Here is a 21591-nt window from a genome sequence, read left to right as displayed (position 1 = left end):
TTTTAATCGATCCAGGAGTTCAGACGTGCCGACCAAGATTCCCCTGCTGGTGCTCAACAGCCTCTCGAGCGCCCACCAGGCCCAGATTGCCGAGGTCTACGACGTGACCTACGCCTTCGACCCCGCCGCGCGCGCCGCGGCCGTTGCCGAGCACGGCAAGAAATTTCGCGCGGTGCTGACCATCGGCGTGATCGGCATCACGCCCGAAGAGATCGCGGCCATGCCGGCGCTCGAGCTCGTCTGCTGCATGGGCGCGGGCTACGAAGGCGTGCCGCTCGACGCGACCCGGGCGCGCGGCATCGTCACGGCCAACGGCGCGGGCACCAATGACGACTGCGTGGCCGACCACGCCTTCGGCCTGCTGATCAGCATCGTTCGCGGGTTTCGCCAACTCGACCGGCTGTGCCGCGAGGGCGTGTGGCGCGAGGCGATTCCGCAGCCGCCGAACGTGTCGGGCAAGAAGCTCGGCATCCTCGGGCTGGGCACCATCGGCCAGAAGATCTCCAAGCGCGCGGCCGCGTTCGACATGGAAGTGGGCTATCACAACCGCAAGCCGCGAGAAGGCGCAACGCAGCGCTACTTCGACGACCTGAAATCGCTCGCCACGTGGGCCGATTTTCTGGTGCTCGCCGCGCCCGGCGGGCCGGCCACGCGCCACCTGGTGAATGCCGAGGTGCTCGATGCACTCGGGCCGCAGGGCTTCCTGGTCAGCATCGGCCGCGGCAGCGTGGTCGATACCGAGGCGCTGGCCGCAGCGCTGCGCGAGAACCGCATTGCCGGCGCGGGCCTGGACGTCTATGAAAGCGAGCCGAAGCGGCCCGAACCGCTGATCGGCCTGGACAACGTGCTGCTCACGCCGCACATGGCGGGCTGGTCGCCGGAGGCGACGCAGAAATCGGTCGACCATTTCCTTGCGAATGCCGAAGGGCATTTTGCAGGGCGCGGAGTATTGACCCCGGTCTGATGCCTTGCCCCTTCCCCCGCTGGGGGAAGGTTGGGATGGGGGCGGGCAGGGCGCCCAGTGGATGCGCCGCTTGCCCCCACCTCAGCCCTCCCCCAAAGGGGGAGGGAGTCAAGCCAGGACCGGAGGGCGCCGGGCACCCCATCCGCACGCCTTCTCATACACATGCCCCAGCCGCAGCACGCCGAGATCCGCATGGATCGGCCCGGCCAGCTGCAGGCCCATCGGCAAACCACCCTCGCCGAATCCCGCGCGCACATTCAGCGTGGGCAGGCCGGCCAGGGTGAACGGCGTCACGATTTCCATCCAGCGGTGGTACGTGTCGCTCGGCACGCCAGCGACTTCAGTGGGCCAGTGCAGCTCGGCATCGAAAGGAAACACCTGCGCCGATGGAGCCAGCACGAAGTCGAAGCGCTCGAACAGGCTGAGGAATGCGCGGTACACGTTCGAGCGATAGACCGAAGCCTGGTACAGCGACGTCGCATCAAGATGGCGGCTCTGCTCTATTTCCCACTGCGCCTCGGGCTTGAGCTGGGCAAAGAGCTTCGGGTCGCGCAGGTACGCGCCGAGCTTGCCGCCCACCAGCAGCTGCCGCAGGCGCAGCCAGGCGCTCCAGTTGTGCTCGCGCGGCACGTCGAGCGTGCAGGGCTCCACTTCGCAGCCGATGGCGCGAAAGGTGTCGAGTGCGCGCTCGCCCAGTTCGCGGATGCCCGGCGCCAGCGGCAGATCGGGCCAGATGCCGCCGAGCCAGCCCACGCGCAGGCCCTCCACGTTGTCGTCGAGCCGCAGTGCATCGGGCGCCGGCAGGGCCTGCGGCGAGGACAGAGGCACGCGCGTGTCGAAGCCCGCCTGCACCGCCAGCAGCCGCGCGGTGTCTTCCACGTTGCGGGCCATCGGTCCTTCGGTACCCAGTTGCTGGAAGAACAGCTCCTGCTCCGGATCGCCGGGCACGCGGCCGCGCGAAGGCCGCATGCCGATCACGTTGTTGAAGGCGGCCGGGTTGCGCAGCGAGCCCATCATGTCGCTGCCGTCGGCCACCGGCAGCATGCCCAGGGCCAGCGCCACCGCGGCGCCGCCGCTGCTGCCGCCGGCGCTGCGGTCGGGCGCATAGGCGTTGCGGGTAATGCCGAACACCGTGTTGTAGGTGTTCGAGCCCAGGCCGAACTCCGGCGTGTTGGTCTTGCCGATCACGACGGCGCCGGACTCCCGCATGCGCGCGACGTGCAGGCTGTCGGTGCGCGCCGGGGTGCGCGGCGAAAGCGGCGAGCCCATCGAGGTCGGCAGCCCGGCGGCGTGGCTCAGATCCTTCACCGCCAGCGGAAAGCCGTGCATCCAGCCGCGCCGCTCGCCGCGTGCCAGTTCGGCGTCGCGCTCGCCGGCTTCGGCCAGCAGGGCTTCGGGGTCGCGCAGCGAAACAATGGCGTTGAAGCGCGGGTTGAGCGCCTCGATGCGCGCCAGCGAGGCTTGCATCACCTCGCGGCAGGACACCTTGCGGCTCCCGATCAGGTGCGACAGTTCGGTGGCGGTCAGTTCGGGCAGGTCGGCAAAAGACATGGCGAGTGCGGGAAAAGGAGGGGGCGTCCAGTATGGCGCGGCGCTCGCATAATCGCCGCGTATGGAAACAAAGTGGCTAGAAGACTTCATCAGCCTGGCGGAAACGCGCAGCTTCAGCCGCTCGGCCCAATTGAGGCATGTCACGCAGCCGGCTTTTTCGCGGCGCATCCAGGCGCTGGAGGGCTGGGCCGGCACCGACCTGGTCGACCGCAGCTCCTACCCCACGCGCCTCACGCCCGCGGGCCAGACGCTCTACAGCCAGGCCATCGAGATGCTGCAATCGCTGCAGAGCACGCGCGCCATGCTGCGCGGGCACTCGGCCGCCGGGCAGGACGTGATCGAAATTGCCGTCCCGCACACGCTGGCCTTCACCTTTTTCCCCTCCTGGGTGACCAGCCTGCGCGAGCACTTCGGGCCCATCAAGAGCCGGCTCATCGCGCTCAATGTGCACGACGCCGTGCTGCGGCTGGTCGAAGGCAGCTGCGACCTGCTGATTGCCTACCACCACCCCTCGCAGCCGCTGCAGCTCGACGCCAACAAGTACGAAATGGTCAGCCTGGGCGAGGAAACCGTGGCGCCCTGGGTCAAGGCCGATGCCGAGGGCGCACCGCGCTTCCGCCTGCCCGGAAGGCCCGGCCAGCCGCTGCCTTACCTGGGCTACGCGCCCGGCGCCTACCTGGGACGGGTGGTCGACCAGCTGCTGAAAGAGTCGGGCACCGCCATCCACCTCGACCGGGTCTATGAAACCGACATGGCCGAAGGCCTGAAGGTCATGGCGCTCGAGGGCCACGGCATCGCCTTTCTGCCGCAGAGCGCGGTGCGCAAGGAAATCAAGGCGCGCAAGCTGGTGAGCGCGCTGCCGCCCGAGATCGACAGCCTGGAGGCGACGATGGAAATCCGCGCCTACCGCGAACGGCCGAGCGCACCGGTTCCCGTAAAGACCGGCACCGGCCGCTCCGCGAAGGCCGTTGCGGGTTCTTCAGAAGGCCTGCAGCCCAAGCGCACGGCCGATGCGCTCTGGTCGTACCTGGTCGGTGCCCAGCCCAAACGGTGACCTGATTGACGGATGGAATTTGTGCGCTGCACAATCTATAAATGCTGCGCATAGGGCTCCCCGCAAACGGCATTGGCGTCGCGGGCCTGGCGCCACTAAAGTCGCGGCAGTTTCCAATCACACCGCTGTCACAGCAAGACTTCCGGCACGCGCCACCCGCGTGCTTTTTTTTAGCCGAGGAACCTGTATGAGCCCCAATTTCAGGACCGAACACGACTTCCTCGGCGAAAAGCAGATTCCTGCCTTTGCCTACTGGGGCGTGCACACGGCGCGCGCGGTCGAGAACTTCGCCATCTCCGGCACCCGCGTGTCGGCCATGCCCGACCTGGTGCGCGCGCTGGCCTTCGTGAAGAAGGCCGCCACGCGCGCCAATGCCGACCTCGGCGCCATCGACCGCGACCGCGCCGCGGCGATCATCCTGGCCTGCGACGACCTCATCGAGGGCAAGCTGCTCGAGGAATTCGTGGTCGACGTGATCCAGGGCGGCGCCGGCACCTCGACCAACATGAACGCCAACGAGGTGATCTGCAACCTCGCACTCGAGAAGCTCGGCCATGAAAAGGGCCGCTACGACGTGCTGCACCCCAACGACCACGTCAACGCCTCGCAGAGCACCAACGACGTCTACCCGACGGCGGTGCGGCTGGCCCTGTGGTTTGCCATCGACAAGCTGCTCGAATCCATGGCCGCGCTGCGCCAGAGCTTCGAGGCCAAGGCGCTCGAGTTCAAGGACATTCTCAAGATCGGCCGCACCCAGCTGCAGGACGCCGTGCCCATGACGCTGGGCCAGGAGTTCCTGACCTACGCCATCATGATCGGCGAAGACGAGGCCCGGCTCGGCGAGGCGCGCGCGCTCATCGAGGAAATCAACCTCGGCGCCACCGCCATCGGCACCGGCATCAACGCGCCGCACGGCTATGCCAACCTGGCCTGCCAGTACCTGGCCGAGCAGAGCGGCGTGCCGCTGAAGCAGGCCGCCAACCTCATCGAGGCCACGCAGGACACCGGCGCCTTCGTGCAGCTTTCGGGCGTGCTCAAGCGGGTGGCCACCAAGCTCAGCAAGACCTGCAACGACCTGCGCCTGCTGTCCAGCGGCCCGCAGGCGGGCTTTGGAGAAATCCGGCTGCCGCCGCGCCAGGCCGGCTCGTCGATCATGCCGGGCAAGGTCAATCCGGTGATCCCGGAAGTCATGAACCAGGTGGCGTTCGAGGTCATCGGCAACGACATCACGGTCACCATGGCATCGGAGGCCGGCCAGCTGCAGCTCAATGCCTTCGAACCCATCATGGGGTGGAGCCTGTTCAAGAGCATCCGGCACCTGAGCAATGCCTGCATCACGCTGCGGCAGAACTGCGTCGAAGGCATCGAGGCGAACCGCGAGTTCCTGGCCAAGCGGGTGCGGGAATCGGTCACGCTGGTTACCGCGCTCAATCCCCTCATCGGCTACGAAAAGGCGGCGCTCATCGCCAAGACTGCGCTGGCCACCGGCGGGCCCATCGACCTGGTGGCCGAATCGCTGGGCATCATGACGCGCGCCGAGATGGAAGCGCTGCTCGTGCCCGAAAATCTGACCCAGCCCGTTCGCCTGTCCGCACCGGTGCCCCCGGCTGCCGAGCCCTCGGGCACAAAGGCTGCTTAGTGAAAGTCGGACAATGCCAATGGGTAGCCCTGCACCACGACGGCGCCGCGATGCGCGGCGCCGGTGCACACGTCATCGAGAATGCACCGGGTTGGCCCGGGTATTCCCCATGACCTGAATGTCTAAAATTTAGTTGTATCTGTATCTTCCAGTCACCTCAGGAGTTTTCCGTATGAAAAAGCAAGTATTGGCATTGGCAATCGCAGCCGTGGCTGCCGGCAGCGCGTTTGCACAGGCCAATGACACCCTGGCCAAGATCAAGGCCTCGGGCACCATCACCGAAGGCGTGCGGGAATCTTCCGGCCTTTCGTACACGCTCGGCAACGGCCAGTACACCGGTTTCCACTACGACGTCTGCGCCAACATCATTCGCGACATCCAGAAGCACCTCGGCCTGGCCAAGCTTGAAACCAAGTACCAGCCCGTGACCTCGCAAAACCGCGTGCCCCTGGTGCAAAACGGCACCGTCGACCTGGAGTGCGGCTCCACCACCAACAACGCCACGCGCCAGAAGGACGTGTCGTTTGCCGTCACCACCTACGTCGAGGAGGTGCGCATTGCGGTCAAGGCCAACTCGGGCATCAACGGCATCAAGGACCTGAACGGCAAGACCGTGGCCACCACCACCGGCACCACGTCGGTGCAAACGCTGCGCAAGAACGAACGCGCCGGCGGCATCGACTTCAAGGAACTGTATGGCAAGGACCACTCCGACAGCTTCCTGCTGCTCGAATCGGGCCGCGCCGACGCCTTCGTGATGGACGGTTCCATCCTGGCCTCGAACATCGCCAAGTCGAAGTCGCCCGCCGACTACAAGATCGTGGGCGAAGTGCTCAGCGTCGAGCCCATCGCCATCATGATCCGCAAGGACGACGCCGCCTTCAAGAAGGTGGTGGACGACAGCATCAAGGCGCAGATCAAGAACGGCGAGCTCGCCAAGCTCTGGGACAAGTGGTTCCTGAAGCCGATTCCCCCGGCAAACGTCACGGTGAACCTGCCGCTGTCCGAAGCTACCAAGTCGGCCTGGGCCAACCCGAACGACAAGCCGATGGAAGAGTACGCCGCGAAGAAGTAATCGCTGCGAAGGTCATCCGCGCAACGCCCGCCGCCCCCGGCGGGCGTTTGTTTTCGCAGGCAACGCAATGCTGCGGCGCGCGGGCACGGCCTCTGCAAGCTGGCAGTCTGGAAATCTGAAAGAAGGAGAGTCCCCGATGGGATCAAACTGGGATTGGCAGGTCTTCTTGCAAGACCCGGGCGGGAAGTACCCGACCTACTGGGAGTGGATGCTGTCCGCATGGGGCTGGACCGTGTCGGTCGCCCTGCTGGCGCTCATCGTCGCGCTGGTGCTGGGTTCGCTCGTCGGCATCATCCGCACCTTGCCCAACAGCCCGTGGCTCATACGCCTGGGCAATGCCTGGGTCGAGCTGTTCCGCAACATTCCGCTCTTGGTGCAGATCTTCCTCTGGTACCACGTGATTCCGGCCATGATTCCGGTCATGAAGGGCGTGCCGAGCTTTGTGCTGGTGGTGCTGGCGCTGGGCTTCTTTACCTCGGCGCGTATTGCCGAGCAGGTGCGCTCGGGCATCCAGGCGCTGCCCAAGGGCCAGCGCTATGCGGGCATGGCGGTGGGCTTTACCACGCCGCAGTACTACCGCTACGTGATCTTGCCCATGGCCTACCGCATCATCATTCCGCCGCTCACGAGCGAAACGATGAACATCTTCAAGAACTCGTCGGTGGCGTTCGCCGTGTCGGTGACTGAACTCACGATGTTCGCCATGCAGGCGCAGGAAGAAACCTCGCGCGGCATCGAGGTGTACCTGGCGGTGACAGGGCTCTACGTGATTTCGGCCTTTGCAATCAACCGCATCATGGCTTTCATCGAGAAGAAGACGCGCGTGCCGGGCTTCATCGTCTCGGCCAGCGGCGGCGGCGGGGGACATTGACATGATGAATCTCGACCTGTCGTTCTATAACTGGGACGTCATCAGCAACTTCGTCGTCAAGGGCTTCTACTTCAGCATCATGCTGACGATCGTCGCCACCATTGGCGGCGTGCTCTTCGGCACCGTGCTGGCGCTCATGCGGCTCTCGGGCAAGAAGTGGCTCGATGCGCCCGCCGCCATCTACGTCAACGGCATGCGCAGCATTCCGCTGGTGATGGTGATCCTGTGGTTCTTCCTCTTGGTGCCGGCTTCGTTCTACGCGGCCTTCGGCTCCGTCGGCTCGAACTACCGGTCGGAAATCTCGGCCGTGATCACCTTCATCGCGTTCGAGGCGGCCTACTTCAGCGAGATCATGCGCGCGGGCATCCAGTCGATTCCGCGCGGCCAGGTGAATGCAGGCCAGGCGGTCGGCATGACCTATGGGCAGAACATGCGCCTGATCGTGCTGCCGCAGGCCTTCCGCAACATGCTGCCGGTGCTGCTCACGCAGACCATCATCCTGTTCCAGGACACCTCGCTGGTCTACGCCATCGGCGCATACGACATGCTCAAGGGCTTCGAGACCGCGGGCAAGAACTTCGGCCGCCCGATCGAGGCCTACCTGCTCGCGGCTGTCGTTTACTTCATCATGTGCTATGCCTTGTCGTGGCTCGTCAAGCGCCTCCACAAGAAGATTGCCATCATTCGCTGAGTGGCTGAACCGGAGAAAGAAATGTCCGAAAAAATGATTGAAATCAAGAACGTCTCCAAGTGGTATGGCCCGGTGCAGGTGCTCAACGATTGTTCGGTGAGCATCGCCAAGGGCGACGTGGTGGTGGTGTGCGGGCCCTCGGGCTCGGGCAAGTCCACCCTCATCAAGACCGTGAACGCGCTCGAGCCCTTCCAGAAGGGCGAGATCACCGTCAACGGCATTCCGCTGCACGACCCCAAGACCAACCTGCCCAAGCTGCGTTCCAAGGTCGGCATGGTGTTTCAGCACTTCGAGCTGTTTCCGCACCTGTCGGTCACCGAGAACCTCACGATCGCCCAGATCAAGGTGCTCGGCCGCAGCCCCGAAGAAGCCAAGACCCGCGGCCTCAAGATGCTCGACCGCGTGGGCCTGATGGCGCACAAGGACAAGTTCCCGGGCCAGCTCTCGGGCGGCCAGCAGCAGCGCGTGGCCATTGCCCGCGCGCTCAGCATGGACCCGATCGTGATGCTGTTCGACGAACCCACTTCGGCGCTCGACCCCGAAATGGTCGGCGAAGTGCTCGACGTGATGGTGAGCCTGGCCAGGGACGGCATGACCATGATGGTGGTGACGCACGAAATGGCCTTCGCCCGCAAGGTGGCCAGCCGCGTGATCTTCATCGACGTGGGCGGCAAGATCCTGGAAGACTGCCCGAAGGACGAGTTCTTCAGCCACCCGGAAAACCGCCAGCCGCGCACGAAGGATTTCCTGAACAAGATCCTGCAGCACTGATCGATTCGCTGCTGCGGCACAAAAACAAAAGCCACGCTGTTCGCAGCGTGGCTTTTTTTTGCCTGGGTTCTCAGGGCAGCCGTGCGATGTGTTCGGTCAGCAGGTCGAAAAAACCCTGCGCATCGCCATCGACGATCCAGTTCACGTTGGCGGGGCGGTTCAGGCTGCCGTACCAGTCGGCCGCCGTCTGGCCGAAGCCCATGCCTTCGCGGCTGTCGACTTCGACGTGGATCAGCCTGCCCCTGAAGAGCGTGGGCTGCAGCAAATAGGCGATCACGGTCGCGTCGTGCACCGGCCCGCCGGGCATGTCGTAGTACTGCATTTCCTGCGGGGCGTAGGCGTCGAGGATGTCGGCAACGATCGCGCCGGCCCGGTTGCCGATGCCGCGCAGCCGCGCGATGCGCTCGTCGCTCGTGAGAATCTTGTGCGTCACGTCCAGCGGCAGCATCTTCGTCGGTACGCCGCTCTTCAGCACGGCCTCGGCCGCATGAGGATCGGCGAACACGTTGAACTCCGCAGTCGGCGTGATGTTGCCGCCGTTGAAATGCGCGCCGGCCATGAGCACGAGTTCGCGCAAGCCGCGCACGATGTCCGGGGCTTGCCCAAGCGCCAGCGCGAGGTTGGTTTGCGGGCCAAGCATGGCAAGCGTCACGCTTTTCTCGGGCGCCTCGCGCAGTGTGCGAATGAGGTAGTCGACCGCATGCCCTTCAGCCAGCGGCGTGGCCGGCTCGTGAACCTCGACGCCGGTGATGCCTTCGCGGCCGTGGATGTTGGCTGCGTAGATCGGCGTGCGCTGCAGTGGGCGCTCCGCGCCGGCGTACACAGGAACGTCCGGCCGCCCCGCCCATTCGCAGGCAAGGCGCGCGTTGCGCGAGGTCTTGGCCAGCGGAACATTGCCGGCCACCGTGGTCAGCGCCTGGAGCTTCAGTGCTTCAGGCGCCGCCATGGCAAACAGCAGCGCGATCACATCGTCCGCGCCGGGGTCCGTGTCGATGATCAGGGTGTGCATCGCGACATTGTCGCGGCGGCACCCTGAAGCGGCACGGGTTGCTTGCTGCTTACTTCTTCCGTGCTGTGATGGCCTTCTCGGCCTTCGCCACGAGGTCGGCACCCACGGTGCCCTTCCACTTTTCGTACACAGGCCGCGTGGCCTTCACAAAGGCTTCGCGCTCGGCGGGCGTGAGCTGGGTCACGGTCACGCCCATGGCGGCAATGTCCTTCAGCACGGGCTTGTCGGCCTCCACCAGGCCCTTGCGCGCAATGGCAATCTCCTGCTGGCCGGCATCGATGGCGGCCTGGCGAACGATGGCCTGGTCGGCCGGCGTCCACGAAGCCCAGATTTCCTTGTTGACCACGAACACCAGCGGATCGGCCACGTAGCCCCAGGTGGTGACGAACTTCTGGCCCACGTTCTGCATCTTGAGAACGGTGAACAGGAAGAGCGGGTTCTCCTGCCCGTCGACCGCGCCGCTCGCGAGCGCGGGCTGGGCGTCGGCCCAGCTCATCTGCGTGGGGTTGGCGCCCAGCGCGGTGAACATGTCGGAGTAGATCGGCGAGCCGACGACGCGGATCTTCATGCCCTTCAAGTCTTCAGGCGACTTGATCGGCTTCTTGGAGTTGGTGATTTCGCGGTAGCCGTTCTCGCCCCAGGCAAGGGGCACGACGCCGGCTTTGTCGAGGGTCTTGAACATGTCCTTGCCGACCTCGCCTTGCGTGAGCGCATCGATGGCCGCGTAGTCGGGCATCAGGAAGGGCATGGAGAAGAGGTTGAGCTGCTTGACTTGCGGCGACCAGTTGATGGTCGAGCCCACGGCCATGTCGATGACGCCCTGGCGCAGCGCGCTGAACTCGCGGGTCTGGTCGCCCTGGATGAGCGACACGCCGGGGTAGAGCTTGATGTTGATGCGGCCCTGGGTACGCTCTTTCACGAGGTCGGCCCAGATCTTTCCGGCCTGGCCCCACGGCGTGGGCGGGCCGAGCACGAGGGACATCTTGTATTCGGGCTTGTAGGCGGCCTGCGCCATGGCGCCGGTCGAGAACATGCCCAGGGCGGTGGCTACGGCGGCAAGGCCCAAGAGGGTACGGCGGAATTTCATGAGAGGTCTCCTTGTTTTCTGAACACAACTAAGTAGTGGATGTTTTCGGGAACGTTTGCTGATGTTTTGGCGCTGCTGTTCTTGGGGCCGCTGTTCAGGGCGTGTGCAAAGGCCACCGGGTACTCCCCTCCGCGAATGTCCCCCGGGGCTGCGCCCCTCCTCCTTTATTTCGCTGCGCGGAGCACCCGATGCCCTGTGCACCTGGGCACGCTCTGGGTGTACCGCTGTTCAACCACCGCTCTGTGCAACGCACCCGCTGGCGGGGTGCCTTGCGCAGCGAAATAAAGGAGGAGGCCGCAGGCCGGGGGACATTCGCGGAGAAAGGTGCCCCGTCGGCGGGTGCGCGCCCTGAACAAGGCGCTAACCGAACAGCGCGAAGCAAAGAGAAGCAGAGTCGCATCTCAATACCCCAGCTTCCGAGGCAACCACAACGCAAGTTCCGGGAAAGCGATCACCAGCACCATCACCAGGAACATCGAGAACAGCATCCAGCCCACCCACCGAACGGTTTCTTCCATGCGCACCTTGGCGATGCGGCACGACACCATCAGGTTGACCGCGAGCGGTGGCGTGAACTGGCCCAATGCCACCTTGAGCGTGAGGATGACGCCGAACCACACGGGGTCCCACTTGTAGTACTGCACGATCGGCAGCAACAGCGGCACGAAGATCAGGAAGATCGACACGCCGTCCAGGAACATGCCGACTGTAATCAAGAGCAGGATCAGCAACGCCAGGATGCCGTATTCGCCCAAGCCCGAATTCACGATCGCACGCGTCACAGGGTCGATGATGCCGAGCGTCGAGAGCGAGTACGCGAAGATGCCCGCGAGCGAGACCACCAGCAGGATCACCGCCGAGAGCTCGCCCGATTCGCGCAAGATCACGAACAGGTCGCGCACCTTGATGGTCCGGTGCACGCACATGCCCACGAACAGGCCGTAGAACACCGCCACCACCGCTGCTTCGGTCGGCGTGAACCAGCCCGCGCGCATGCCGCCCAAGATGAGCACCGGCGCAGCCAGGCCCCAGATCGCTTCGCGAAAGCTCTTCCAGAACGGTGGGCGAGGCAGCGTCGATTCGAGCGCGCCCATCTTGTGCTGGCGGGCCAGTAGCACGGCCGGAATCATCAGCGCCAGGCCGGCCATCACGCCCGGGATCATTCCGGCGGCAAACAGCGCCGGCACCGAGGCACCCGGCACCAGCACCGAATACACGATGAATGCGACCGAAGGCGGAATCAGGATGTCGGTGGCCGCCGCGGCGCCCACCACGCTGGCTGAAAAGGCGGCAGGGTAGCCCGCGCGCGACATGGCCGCGATCATCACCGCGCCCACCGCGGCGGCATTGGCCGGGCCGGAGCCCGAGATGCCGCCGAGGAACATGGCCACCGCAATCGCCACCAGCGGCAGCATGCCGGGGCCGCGGCCGACGATGGCGACCGCAAAGTTCACGAGCCGCAGCGCCACGCCCGAGCGGTCGAAGATGGAGCCCACCAGCACGAACATCGGAATGGCCAGCAGCGGGTACTTGCCCAGGCCGGCATAGAAATTCTGCGGCACGGCCAGCAAGCCGAACCACTGCGCGTCGCTGTTGGCCAGCGCAATGCAGGCGGCGCCGGCCAGGCCGAGCGCGGCGCCAATGGGCACGCCCACCAGCATCATCGCGACGAAGGCGACGAAGAGAAGGGTGGCGATCACGATGCGTCGCCTTTGTCGTCTTTGCTTTGCTCGCCGGTGTACGCCTTGCGGCCTCGGCGGATCATCAGGCCCACCGCGCGCAGCGCAATGGCAAAGGACACGATGGGCAGCCACATCGAATACCACCAGGCCGGCAGGCCGATGCCCGGCGTGGTTTCTTCGAAGCGGTAGTCGTCCCACACCATGCGGATGCTGAGCGCACCGATCAGCGTGAACAGGATGGCGATCATGAGCGCGCCGAACTGCGCGAGCCGCTTGCGCCGCGCCATGGAGCCGTTCTCCGAGAAGTATTCGATGCGGATGTGCCGGTCGCGCGCCACCGCGGCCGAGCCGGCCACCAGCGCCAGCATGATCATGAGGAAGACCGAGAACTCCTCCGTCCACGCAAACGATGAATCGGTGAAATAGCGCACCAGCACGTTGGCAAAGGTGATGAGCGCCAGCGCGCCCATGATGATCACGGTGAGCCAGTCCTCGATGGCAAGCGGCACCTTGGTGGGCTCGTCGGCGGCTTCGATGTCTGGGGGGAGGGGGCTGGCGGCGTCCAGCAAGGGGCCGGACTCGTTGGGAGTGGTCATCGAGAGGGAGGGGGAAAGCAGCCATGGATGGTAACGATCCATGTCCATCCGTTCATCGGGGTTTTCCTAAGCTGCGGCCCCATTCCCGCCCCCTCCGGCCCTCTCGAAACGGGCTACTCGAGCTTGGCGCCCGAATCCTTGATCAGGCGCTCCCAGATCGGGCTTTCCTTCTTGTACACGGCGGCAAAGGCCTCGGGCGAGCTCTCCTTCAGGTCGAAGCCCATCGCCGCCACGCGTGCCTGCACATCGGGCTGGCGCGTGGCCTTGCCCACTTCTTCGGCAATGCGCTGCACGATCGGCTTGGGCGTGCCAGCCGGCATGGCAATGGCGAGCCAGCCGGCCACGCGGTAGGCCTCGTCGTCCAGGCCCTGCTCGGCCAGCGTCGGCACGTCGGGGAGCGTGGCCATGCGGCGCTCGCCGCTCACGCCGACGGCCTTGAGCTTGCCGGCCTCGATGTGCGGCTTGGCCACCAGCGCGCTGGCAAAGGCCATCTGGATCTGGCCGCCGATCAGGTCTTGCAGCATCGGCGCCTCGCCCTTGTAGGCCACCTTGCCCTTGTTGGCGGCCACGTACTTCAAGAGCTCCGGCCCGTTCTTCACCGGCACGCTGGGGTGCACCACCAGCACCAGCACCAGCGGCGCGGTGGCAATCTGGTAGACCAGCGTGAGGTCGCGCTGCGTGTCGTAGGGCAGCTTCTGGTAGAGGAACTGGTTGGTCAGCAGCGAATTGCTCAGCGCCAGCACCAGGGTGTAGCCGTCGGCCGGGGCCTTGGCCACCGCGTCGGTGCCGATGATGCCGGCGGCGCCAGGCTTGTTGTCGACGATGACCGGCTGGCCCAGCCCTGCGGCCATTTTCTCGCCCACCACGCGGGCCAGCACGTCTGTCGCGCCGCCCGCGGCGAAGGGCACCACCATGCGTATCGGCTTGCTCGGGTAGGTCTGCGCCCAGCCGGCGGTGGTGACCGCGAACGCTAGCGATGCCATGGCGCAGTGCAGGGCGCGGCGGATGGTGAATGTGGCGTTGTTCATGTTCTCGATGTCTCCTATGGTTGATTTTTTCTGCGCGTGCCGCAGCCAAGAAACGGCGCAGGGACTACTCCGCGCGCACCTTGGTCCGGAACGGCAGCGGCGCGAGCGCCGCCTCGATCCGCTGCTGCAGCGGCGCCGCGAGCGTGCCCGCGGCGGCTGCGTCGATGCGCACCTCCACCAGGCTTTCGCCCTCGCTGCGCACGCTCGGCCAAGCGGCTTCCGTCAAGCCGAGTTCGTTGCAGATCTGCGCCACCGCAGCCGCCACCACGCGGCTGGCCGCCATGGCGCGAAGCTCGGGCTTGTAGATCTTGCCGACGTTGGTCATCGGCATGTTCTCGATGACGATCACCGACTTGGGTTTGGCGGGCGCCTCGTCGACGCGCGCGGCTGTAAAGGCCAGCAGTTCGTCCTCGGTGGCCGATGCGCCCGGCACCAGCGTTGCGAACACCACCGGCAGTTCGCCCGCGTACGCATCGGGCGCGCCCACCGCCGCGCACAGCTGCACCGCGGGATGCGCGCCCAGCGCGTCCTCGATCACCTTGGGGTCGATGTTGTGGCCGCTGCGGATGATCAGGTCCTTCGAGCGGCCGCTGAGGTTGAGCCTTCCGTCGCCATCGATCCAGCCCAGGTCGCCAGTCGCAAGCCAGCCGTCGGCGGTAAAGGCCTTGGCGTTGTCCGCCGGATCGACGAAACCCGAGAACAGGTTGGGCGACTTGAACAGCACCATGCCCTGCTCGCCCGGCGGCAGGTCGCGGTCGCTGGCGTTGCCGCTTTCGTCGAGCGCCACGATGCGCATCTGCATGTAGGGCAGCGGAAAGCCGACGCAGCCCGCCGGCCCGTCCACGCCGGGCGGCGTGATGGTCGAGATGCCGGCCATTTCGGTCATGCCGAGGCTCTCGTGCACGTGCAGGCCGAACAGGCGCTCGAAGCGCGCGGCCAGTTCCGGCGAGAGCACGGCAGCGCCCGTGCGGCAGTAGCCAATCGATGAAATGTCGGCGCCGTCCAGCGGCACATTCGCCAATGCCGCCAGCACCGTGGGCACGGCCGAGAGCGAGGTCGGCCGGTATTTCTCGACCAGCTTCCAGTAGTTGGCGAGCACCTCCTTGTTGCGCAGCAGCGAGGTCGTCGGAATGATCACCTCCACACCGGCCGAAAGCGACGCCAGCGAAGCCGGCAGCACGCCCGCCACATGGAACAGCGGATAGCCGTTGATCGAGATGCCCTGGTCGTTCATGCCCGCGACCTGCACGCTGGCCCAGGCGGTGAACACCTGCGCGCCGTGGCTGTGGCGCGCGAGCTTGGGTGCGCCGGTGGTGCCGCCGGTGTGGAAGTAGGCGGCGATGTCTGTGGGCGCAATGTCGCGGCCGCTCATGAGCCGGTCGGCAGGTTGCGCGGCGCGCAGCGTGTTGAACTCGGCGACACCTTTGGGCAGCGCGCCCGCGGCGCCCGGTGCCTCGTCGTGCGGCGCCACGCGAAGCACGGTGGTGAGCGTCGGCACCTGGCTGCGCAGCCGCATCGCCTTCGACCACATGCCCGATTCGCTGTCCGAGCCGTAGGCGATCAGCACCTTGGCGCGGCCGGCGGTCATCAGCGCCACCAGCTTCTCGTCGGTCAGCAGCGGATTGAGCGGCTGCACGATGCCCGCCGCTTCGCCGCCCCAGAGCGCCAGGTGGTATTCAAGGCAGCCCGGCAGCAGCACCGCCACAGCGTCTTCCGGGCCCACCCCCAGCGCATGCAGCATGTTCGCGGTCTGGTGGATGCCCGCGAGCAGGTCGGCATACGACCAGCGGATCGGCTCATCGGCCGGGTTGCCGGTGCGAAGAAAGGTGAGCGCCGTCTTGCCGCCGAAAGCCGCGCCCGCGTTGCGAAAGATCTCGTAGGTGCTGCGCACCGTCAGCGCCTGCGCGAGCGGCGTTTCCTCGAGCCTGCGGATATCGGCCAGGCTGCGCACCGGAAACAGGGGGCGGAACGGCTCGCCGGCCATCTTGGTCTTCTTGCTGTCTGCCATGCGTGTCTCCTGATATTGTCTCTTTGCCGGCCGCGTGCGAAGCGCTGTTTTACTGGTTCGTGATCTTGTTGTCGCGAATGACCTTGCCCCAGCGCTCGAAATCCTGGCGCATGCGCGTGCCCGTTTGCTCGGGCGTGCCGTAGGCCGCGAAGGCGCCGACGCTTTCGAGCTTGTCCTGCACTTCCTTGTCGGCCAGCGCCGTCTTCAGCTCGGCGCTCATGCGGTCGACCACGTCCTTGGGCGTGCCCGCCGGTGCCAGCAGGCCGCCCCAGGACGTGGCATCGAAACCCGGGAAGCCCTGTTCGGCCACCGTCTTCACGTCGGGCAGCAGGCTCACGCGCTTGCCCGAGCCGACCGCAATGGCGCGCAGCGTGCCCGCGCGGATGTGCGGCATCACCGCCACCAGGTCGGAGAACATGGCCGGCACCTGCCCGCCGATCAGGTCGGTCACGGCCGGCGCGCTGCCGCGGTAGGGCACGTGCTGCATGTCGAACTTGCCGATGTTCTTGAGCTGCTCGGTCGTCAGGTGGCCGAAGCTGCCGGCGCCCGCCGTCGTGTAGTTGAGCTTGCCGCCTTCAGCCTTGGCCTTGGCGATCAGGCTTTGCAGGCCGGTGACTTCGGGCAGCGACTTCGGATTGACCACCATCACGATCGGCAGGTCGTACACCGTGCCCACGGGCGTGAAGCTCTTGAAGATGTCGTAGGGCGTGGGGCCGTACAGGTGCGCGGCCAGCAGCGTGGGCGTGGCCAGCATCACGAAGGTGTAGCCATCGGGCGCGGCCTTGGCGGCAGCCGCCGCGCCGATGGTGCCCGAGGCGCCGCTGCGGTTGTCGATCAGGATGTTCTGCTTCAGGCCCTGCGACATCTTCTGCGCCACGATGCGCGTGGCCACGTCGGTCGGGCCGCCTGGCGGAAAGGGCACGACCACGGTGATCGGCTTGGCCGGCCAGGCCTGCGCGAAGGCGGCGCCTGCCACCAGCGGAAGGGCCAGGGCGATGAGCGCGCGGCGTGCGGGATTGCGAAGGGAGCGGGAGAAAGGAAATGCCATGACTTCTTCAGGGAATCAATGAGGAGAAGGAAAGAGCGTCTTCAGAGAACGCCGTTCGATTTAAGTTGCGCGAGCTTGTCGTCCGAAAGGCCGAGCAGCGACTGCAGCACCTCGTGCGTGGCTTCGCCCAGTTGCGGCGGCGCGCTGCGCACCGGCAGCCGCTCGCCGTCGAAGCGATAGGGCGGCGCCAGCACGTTGACCTTGCCGGCCACCGGATGCGGCTGCTCGGTAACAAGGCCCGCGTCGGTCGCGCGCTTGGAGTTGAGCGCTTCGAGCAGGCCCAGCACCTCGCCGCAGGGAATGCCTGACTGCGTGAGTTTTTCGAGCAGGTCGGCGCGCTGGCGCTTGGCCAGTTCGGCGTGCAGCTCGGGCAGCAGCACCGCGCGGTTTGCCGAACGCAGGATGTTTGTCTTGAAGCGTTCGTCCGCCGCAAGGTCGGGCCGCTCGAGCACGTCGGTGCAAAAGCGCGAGAACTGCGCGTTGTTGCCCACGGTAATGACCAGCGGACCGTCCGCCGCGTCGAACACGCCGTAGGGCACGATCGACGGATGCGAGTTGCCGTAGCGCGGCGGGTCTTCGCCCATCAGCAGTGCTTCGAGGCCGTAGTAGGCGGTGATCATCAGGCCGCAGTCGAACAGTGCCATTTCCACGTGGCGGCCCTTGCCGGTCTTTTCGCGCTGGTACAGCGCGGCCAGCACGGCCTGCGCCGAGTACATGCCGGTGAACAGGTCGACCACCGCCACGCCGAACTTCAGCGGCGGCTGGTTGGCTTCGCCGTTCAGCGCCATCAGGCCCGCCTCGCCCTGCACCACGAGGTCGTAGCCGGGGCGCGCGGCCTCCGGGCCGGTGCGGTCATAGCCCGAGATCGAGCAGTAGATGAGCTTCGGGTTTTCCTTGCTCAGCTGTTCATAGCCGAGGCCGAGCTTGTCGATGCCGCCGAACTTGAAGTTCTGGATCACCACATCGCACTGCCTGGCAAGGTCGCGTGCAATCTGCTGGCCTTCGGGCGTCTGCAGGTCGAGCGTGACCGAGCGCTTGTTGCGGTTCACGCTGTTGAAGTAGGCCGTCTCGGTGTTGCCGACACGCAGGCCCCAGTCGCGCGTGTCGTCGCCGCGGCCGGGGTGCTCGACCTTGATGACTTCGGCGCCCATGTCGGCCAGCACCATGCCGCACCAGGGGCCCGCGAGGATGCGGGACAGATCGAGAACGCGCACGCCGGCAAGCGGCAGCGAGGAATTCAGCATGGGCATGAGAGCAACTCCCTTGAAACGAGAAAGCCCCGCAGCGGGTGCGAGGCGTGATGTGGGGTGAATGTGTGCAGCGGCGTCAGGAAGGGTCCGGCTTCTGCCGGCGCAGCGCAGCGAAATCCGCCGTGCGCTTGCCGAGAAAGGCACCGATGCCTTCGGCCGCTTCGGCGTCGGCCTGCGACTCGACCATGTACACGGCCTCGGCCTCGAGCTGTTCCTCGAGCGTGGCGCGGTGCGCCTGGCGGCACAGCGTCTTGATGCGCGCGCTCGCACGCTGCGGGCCGTTGGCCACCTTGGCGGCCAGTGCAATGGCCTCGGCCAGCGCGGCGCCCTTGTCGGTGAGCCGGTTGACCGCGCCCAGCGCATGCAGGCGTTCGGCCGTCATGCGGTCGCCGGTCAGGCACATTTCGGTCAGCACCTGGCGCGAGACGAACTCCGACAGAAAGGCCGTGGCGCCGCCGTCGGGCGTGAGGCCGACCTTGACGTAGGCCACGGTGTAGAACGCATCGCGCGCCGACACCAGCATGTCGCAGGCCAGCGCCATCGACAGGCCCGCGCCCGCCGCACCGCCTTCGACGGCCGCGATGACAGGCTTGCCGCAATCGCGAATGGCGCGGATCAGGTCGTGCAGGCCCTCGAGCTTTTCGCGGCGTTCGGAGGCGGGCAGTTCGCGGCGCTTGGCCAGCAGGTTCAGGTCGCCGCCCGAGCAGAAGAAATCGCCCGCGCCGGTGAAGACGATGGCGCCGACTTCGGGGTCGTCTTGCGCGTCGGCGAGCGCGGCGCTCAGCTCCGCATACAGCGTCGGCGTGATCGCGTTGCGCGCACCCGGGTTGCTGTTGGTCAGGATGCGGACGGCGCCTTGCTGGCTGATGAGAACGGTCTTGTCGCTCATTGCACGGTCTCCTTGCCAAGCGCGATGTAGCGCTGCAGATGATGGTCTTCGTCGCCGAGCTGGTGGTCGATCATCACGAGCCGTTTGGCATAGTGCGGCAGCGGCAGCTCCCACGTCATGCCGATGCCGCCGTGCATCTGGATGCTTTCTTCCGCCACCAGCGCACCGATGCGGCCGATGCTGAACTTGGCAGCCGAGAGCGCACGTTCGCGCGCCACGCGGTCCGCGCCGTCGATGGCGGCTGCCGCGTTGATCACCGCCGAGCGCGCCTGCTCGATCTCGAGCAGCAGGTCGGCCATGCGGTGCTGCAGCGCTTGAAAGCTGCCGATGAGCGTGCCGAACTGCTTGCGCGTACGCAGGTAGTCGAGCGTGGCGGTCTTGGCGGCTTCCATCGCGCCGACGGCCTCGGCGCACAGTGCGAGCACCCCTCGGCCGATGGCGCGCTCCAGCGTGGCGTGGCCCTGGCCTTCGGTGCCCAGCAGTGCATCGGCACCCAGCTTCGCGCCGTCGAATGCGAGTTCGGCCACGCGGCCGCCGTCGATGGCGGGGCAGCCGCGCACCGTGAGGCCCGGCGTCTTCGCGGGCACGAGGAACAGCGAGATGCCGGCTTCGTCGTCCACCTGGCCCGAGGTGCGGGCGGAAACCAGGAACAGGTCGGCCTGCTCGCCGTGCGGCACGGCCGCCTTGGCACCGCTCAGCACCCAGCCGTCGCCGCTGCGCTCGGCGCGGGTGGCAACGTGCGTACGCTCGTGGTGCGCGCCGGCTTCGTCGTGCGCGAATGCGGTAACGATGGCGCCGTTGATGATGTCGCCGAGCTTTTCTTTCTGTGCAGCATTGCCGGCGGCGCTGAGCGCTTCACCGACCATCACCGCGCCCAGCAGCGGCTCCACCACGAGGCCACGGCCCAGCGCCTCGAAGACCACGGCAATGTCGAAGCCGCCGCCGCCGAAGCCGCCATCGGCCTCGCTGAACAGCGCGCCGATCACGCCCAGTTCTGCGAACTGTTGGAAGATTTCCTTGCTGAACCCATGCGCGGACTTCGCGACGCGGTCGCGCGCATCGAAGGCGTACTGCTCGGCGATGAAGCGGTTCAGGCTGTCGGCGAGCATGCGCCGGTCTTCGGTGTGTTCGAAGTTCATGGCATGTCTCCTTTACAGACCGAGGATCATCTTGGAGATGATGTTCTTCTGGATTTCATTCGAGCCGCCGAAGATCGACAGCTTGCGGTTGTTGAAGTAGCGCGCAGCCGCGGCCGACGCGTAGGCGGGGCCGAAGGTTTCGCCATCGAAACCGTCGTGCAGCGCTTCTTCGATGAAGGGCCGGCCGTACACGCCCATCGCACGGCGCGCGAGCGACGAGATTTCTTGCCGGATCTCGGTGCCGCGAATCTTGAGCATCGAGCTTTCCGCACCCGGCACGCCGCCGCCGGCCACGGCCGCAATCACGCGCAGGTTGGTCGTCTTCATGTTCTCCAGATCGATCTCGACACGCGCCATGCGTGCGGCGAAGGCGGGGTCTTCCGCCAGCGGCTTGCCGTTCTTCGTCTGCGTGGCGGCAATGCCCTTGAGCTGTTCGAGCGCGGCCACCGAGAAGCCCACGCCCGCGATGTTGGTGCGCTCGTAGGTCAAGAGGTACTTGGCGCAGGTCCAGCCCTTGTTCTCTTCGCCGACCAGGTTCTCGGCCGGCACGCGCACGTCGGAGAAGAACACCTCGTTCACCTCGTGCTCGCCGTCGAGCGTGATGATCGGGCGCACTTCCACGCCGGGCGAAGTCATGTCGATCAGCAGGAAGCTGATGCCTTCCTGCTTCTTCGCCTCGCGGTTGGTGCGCACCAGGCAGAAGATCATGTTGGCGTGCTGGCCCAGCGTGGTCCAGGTCTTCTGGCCGTTCACGATGTAGTGGTCGCCCTGCGCGTCGATGCCGCGCACGGCCGAGGTCTTCACGGCCGCAAGGTCGGAGCCCGCGCCGGGTTCGGAATAGCCCTGGCACCACCAGTCGGAGCCGTCGAGGATGCGCGGCAGCCAATGGCGCTTTTGCGCCTCGTTGCCGTACTTGATCAGCACCGGCCCCAGCATGTTCACGCCGAAGGGCACGATGCGCGGCGCAAAGGCCAGCGCGCATTCGTGCTCGAAGATGAACTTTTCGACCGCCGTCCAGCCCGGGCCGCCGTACTGCTCGGGCCAGTGGTTCGCAAGCCAGCCGCGCGCGTTGAGGATGGCGTGCCATTCCTCCATGTCGGCCTTGGCGAGGATCTTGCCGCCGCTGACCTTGGCCGAGAGGCGTGCGGGCAGCTTGTCGGCGAGGAAGGTGCGCACTTCCGCGCGGAAGGCTTCTTCTTCGGGGGTGAAGTTCAGGTCCATGGCGTCGCTTCTTCCTAA

Annotated in this window: 19 protein-coding genes; 7 read left to right on the top strand and 12 right to left on the bottom strand. The window is 66.2% G+C overall.

Annotated elements, in window-relative coordinates; genetic code table 11:
- The first annotated feature begins 25 nt into the window (after nucleotides 1-25).
- The gene (locus EJI00_RS11485; protein WP_126747590.1) at nucleotides 26-964 is read left to right on the top strand and encodes a 2-hydroxyacid dehydrogenase; all 939 of its coding nucleotides are present in this window, start codon (nucleotides 26-28) and stop codon (nucleotides 962-964) included.
- A gap of 108 nt (nucleotides 965-1072) precedes the next feature.
- Here the strand turns inward: EJI00_RS11485 and EJI00_RS11480 are convergent, their stop codons facing one another.
- Nucleotides 1073-2515, bottom strand: coding sequence for an amidase (locus EJI00_RS11480; protein ID WP_126747589.1), 1443 nt, complete (start codon nucleotides 2513-2515; stop codon nucleotides 1073-1075).
- A gap of 61 nt (nucleotides 2516-2576) precedes the next feature.
- Between EJI00_RS11480 and EJI00_RS11475 the strand changes: the two genes are divergently transcribed.
- The 6 genes from EJI00_RS11475 to EJI00_RS11450 all read left to right on the top strand — a co-directional run bounded on the left by EJI00_RS11475 (nucleotide 2577) and on the right by EJI00_RS11450 (nucleotide 8616).
- Complete coding sequence (locus EJI00_RS11475) at nucleotides 2577-3569, top strand: LysR substrate-binding domain-containing protein (RefSeq protein WP_126747588.1); 993 nt, start codon at nucleotides 2577-2579, stop codon at nucleotides 3567-3569.
- A gap of 187 nt (nucleotides 3570-3756) precedes the next feature.
- A complete protein-coding gene (locus tag EJI00_RS11470) occupies nucleotides 3757-5208 on the top strand; it encodes an aspartate ammonia-lyase (RefSeq protein ID WP_126747587.1) in 1452 nt (483 codons plus the stop codon).
- A 172-nt stretch (nucleotides 5209-5380) separates the two neighbouring features.
- Complete coding sequence (locus EJI00_RS11465) at nucleotides 5381-6283, top strand: amino acid ABC transporter substrate-binding protein (RefSeq protein ID WP_126747586.1); 903 nt, start codon at nucleotides 5381-5383, stop codon at nucleotides 6281-6283.
- A gap of 136 nt (nucleotides 6284-6419) precedes the next feature.
- Nucleotides 6420-7154, top strand: a complete 735-nt coding sequence (locus tag EJI00_RS11460; RefSeq protein ID WP_126747585.1) for an amino acid ABC transporter permease — start codon at nucleotides 6420-6422, stop codon at nucleotides 7152-7154.
- Nucleotide 7155: 1 nt separating this feature from the next.
- A complete protein-coding gene (locus tag EJI00_RS11455; protein ID WP_126747584.1) occupies nucleotides 7156-7845 on the top strand; it encodes an amino acid ABC transporter permease in 690 nt (229 codons plus the stop codon).
- Nucleotides 7846-7878: 33 nt separating this feature from the next.
- Entirely contained in the window at nucleotides 7879-8616 is a 738-nt protein-coding gene (locus EJI00_RS11450; RefSeq protein ID WP_126747734.1) for an amino acid ABC transporter ATP-binding protein, read from the top strand.
- 70 nt (nucleotides 8617-8686) lie between these two features.
- On the opposite strand, the gene EJI00_RS11445 is transcribed toward EJI00_RS11450, so the two are convergent.
- The 11 genes from EJI00_RS11445 to EJI00_RS11395 all read right to left on the bottom strand — a co-directional run bounded on the left by EJI00_RS11445 (nucleotide 8687) and on the right by EJI00_RS11395 (nucleotide 21573).
- On the bottom strand, nucleotides 8687-9625 hold the full coding sequence (locus tag EJI00_RS11445; RefSeq protein ID WP_126747583.1) for a nucleoside hydrolase: 939 nt from the start codon (nucleotides 9623-9625) through the stop codon (nucleotides 8687-8689).
- 49 nt (nucleotides 9626-9674) lie between these two features.
- A complete protein-coding gene (locus EJI00_RS11440) occupies nucleotides 9675-10712 on the bottom strand; it encodes a DctP family TRAP transporter solute-binding subunit (protein WP_126747582.1) in 1038 nt (345 codons plus the stop codon).
- A gap of 401 nt (nucleotides 10713-11113) precedes the next feature.
- Nucleotides 11114-12412: a TRAP transporter large permease gene (locus EJI00_RS11435; protein WP_126747581.1), complete on the bottom strand. Its 1299-nt coding sequence runs from the start codon at nucleotides 12410-12412 to the stop codon at nucleotides 11114-11116.
- A complete protein-coding gene (locus EJI00_RS11430) occupies nucleotides 12409-12990 on the bottom strand; it encodes a TRAP transporter small permease (RefSeq protein WP_126747580.1) in 582 nt (193 codons plus the stop codon). The genes EJI00_RS11435 and EJI00_RS11430 overlap by 4 nt, the downstream gene beginning before the upstream one ends.
- A gap of 113 nt (nucleotides 12991-13103) precedes the next feature.
- Complete coding sequence (locus EJI00_RS11425) at nucleotides 13104-14018, bottom strand: Bug family tripartite tricarboxylate transporter substrate binding protein (RefSeq protein ID WP_126747579.1); 915 nt, start codon at nucleotides 14016-14018, stop codon at nucleotides 13104-13106.
- A gap of 64 nt (nucleotides 14019-14082) precedes the next feature.
- Nucleotides 14083-16026 carry an acyl-CoA synthetase gene (locus EJI00_RS11420; protein ID WP_126747578.1) on the bottom strand — a complete coding sequence of 648 codons (1944 nt, stop codon included), beginning with the start codon at nucleotides 16024-16026 and terminating at the stop codon, nucleotides 14083-14085.
- A 49-nt stretch (nucleotides 16027-16075) separates the two neighbouring features.
- Nucleotides 16076-17074, bottom strand: a complete 999-nt coding sequence (locus tag EJI00_RS11415; RefSeq protein WP_126747577.1) for a Bug family tripartite tricarboxylate transporter substrate binding protein — start codon at nucleotides 17072-17074, stop codon at nucleotides 16076-16078.
- Between the two features lie 41 nt (nucleotides 17075-17115).
- Nucleotides 17116-18324, bottom strand: a complete 1209-nt coding sequence (locus tag EJI00_RS11410; protein WP_126747576.1) for a CaiB/BaiF CoA transferase family protein — start codon at nucleotides 18322-18324, stop codon at nucleotides 17116-17118.
- A 76-nt stretch (nucleotides 18325-18400) separates the two neighbouring features.
- Complete coding sequence (locus EJI00_RS11405) at nucleotides 18401-19213, bottom strand: oxepin-CoA hydrolase, alternative type (RefSeq protein WP_126747575.1); 813 nt, start codon at nucleotides 19211-19213, stop codon at nucleotides 18401-18403.
- Nucleotides 19210-20352 (bottom strand): acyl-CoA dehydrogenase family protein, encoded by a 1143-nt coding sequence (locus EJI00_RS11400; protein WP_126747574.1) that lies wholly within the window; start codon nucleotides 20350-20352, stop codon nucleotides 19210-19212. Before EJI00_RS11400 ends, EJI00_RS11405 begins: the two co-directional genes overlap by 4 nt.
- 12 nt (nucleotides 20353-20364) lie before the next feature.
- On the bottom strand, nucleotides 20365-21573 hold the full coding sequence (locus EJI00_RS11395) for an acyl-CoA dehydrogenase family protein (RefSeq protein WP_126747573.1): 1209 nt from the start codon (nucleotides 21571-21573) through the stop codon (nucleotides 20365-20367).
- Nucleotides 21574-21591 lie beyond the last annotated feature (18 nt).

Origin of the sequence: Variovorax sp. DXTD-1, assembly GCF_003984625.1 — a bacterium.
Taxonomy (GTDB): Bacteria; Pseudomonadota; Gammaproteobacteria; order Burkholderiales; family Burkholderiaceae_C; genus Variovorax.
This window is presented reverse-complemented; position numbering and strand designations above follow the sequence as displayed.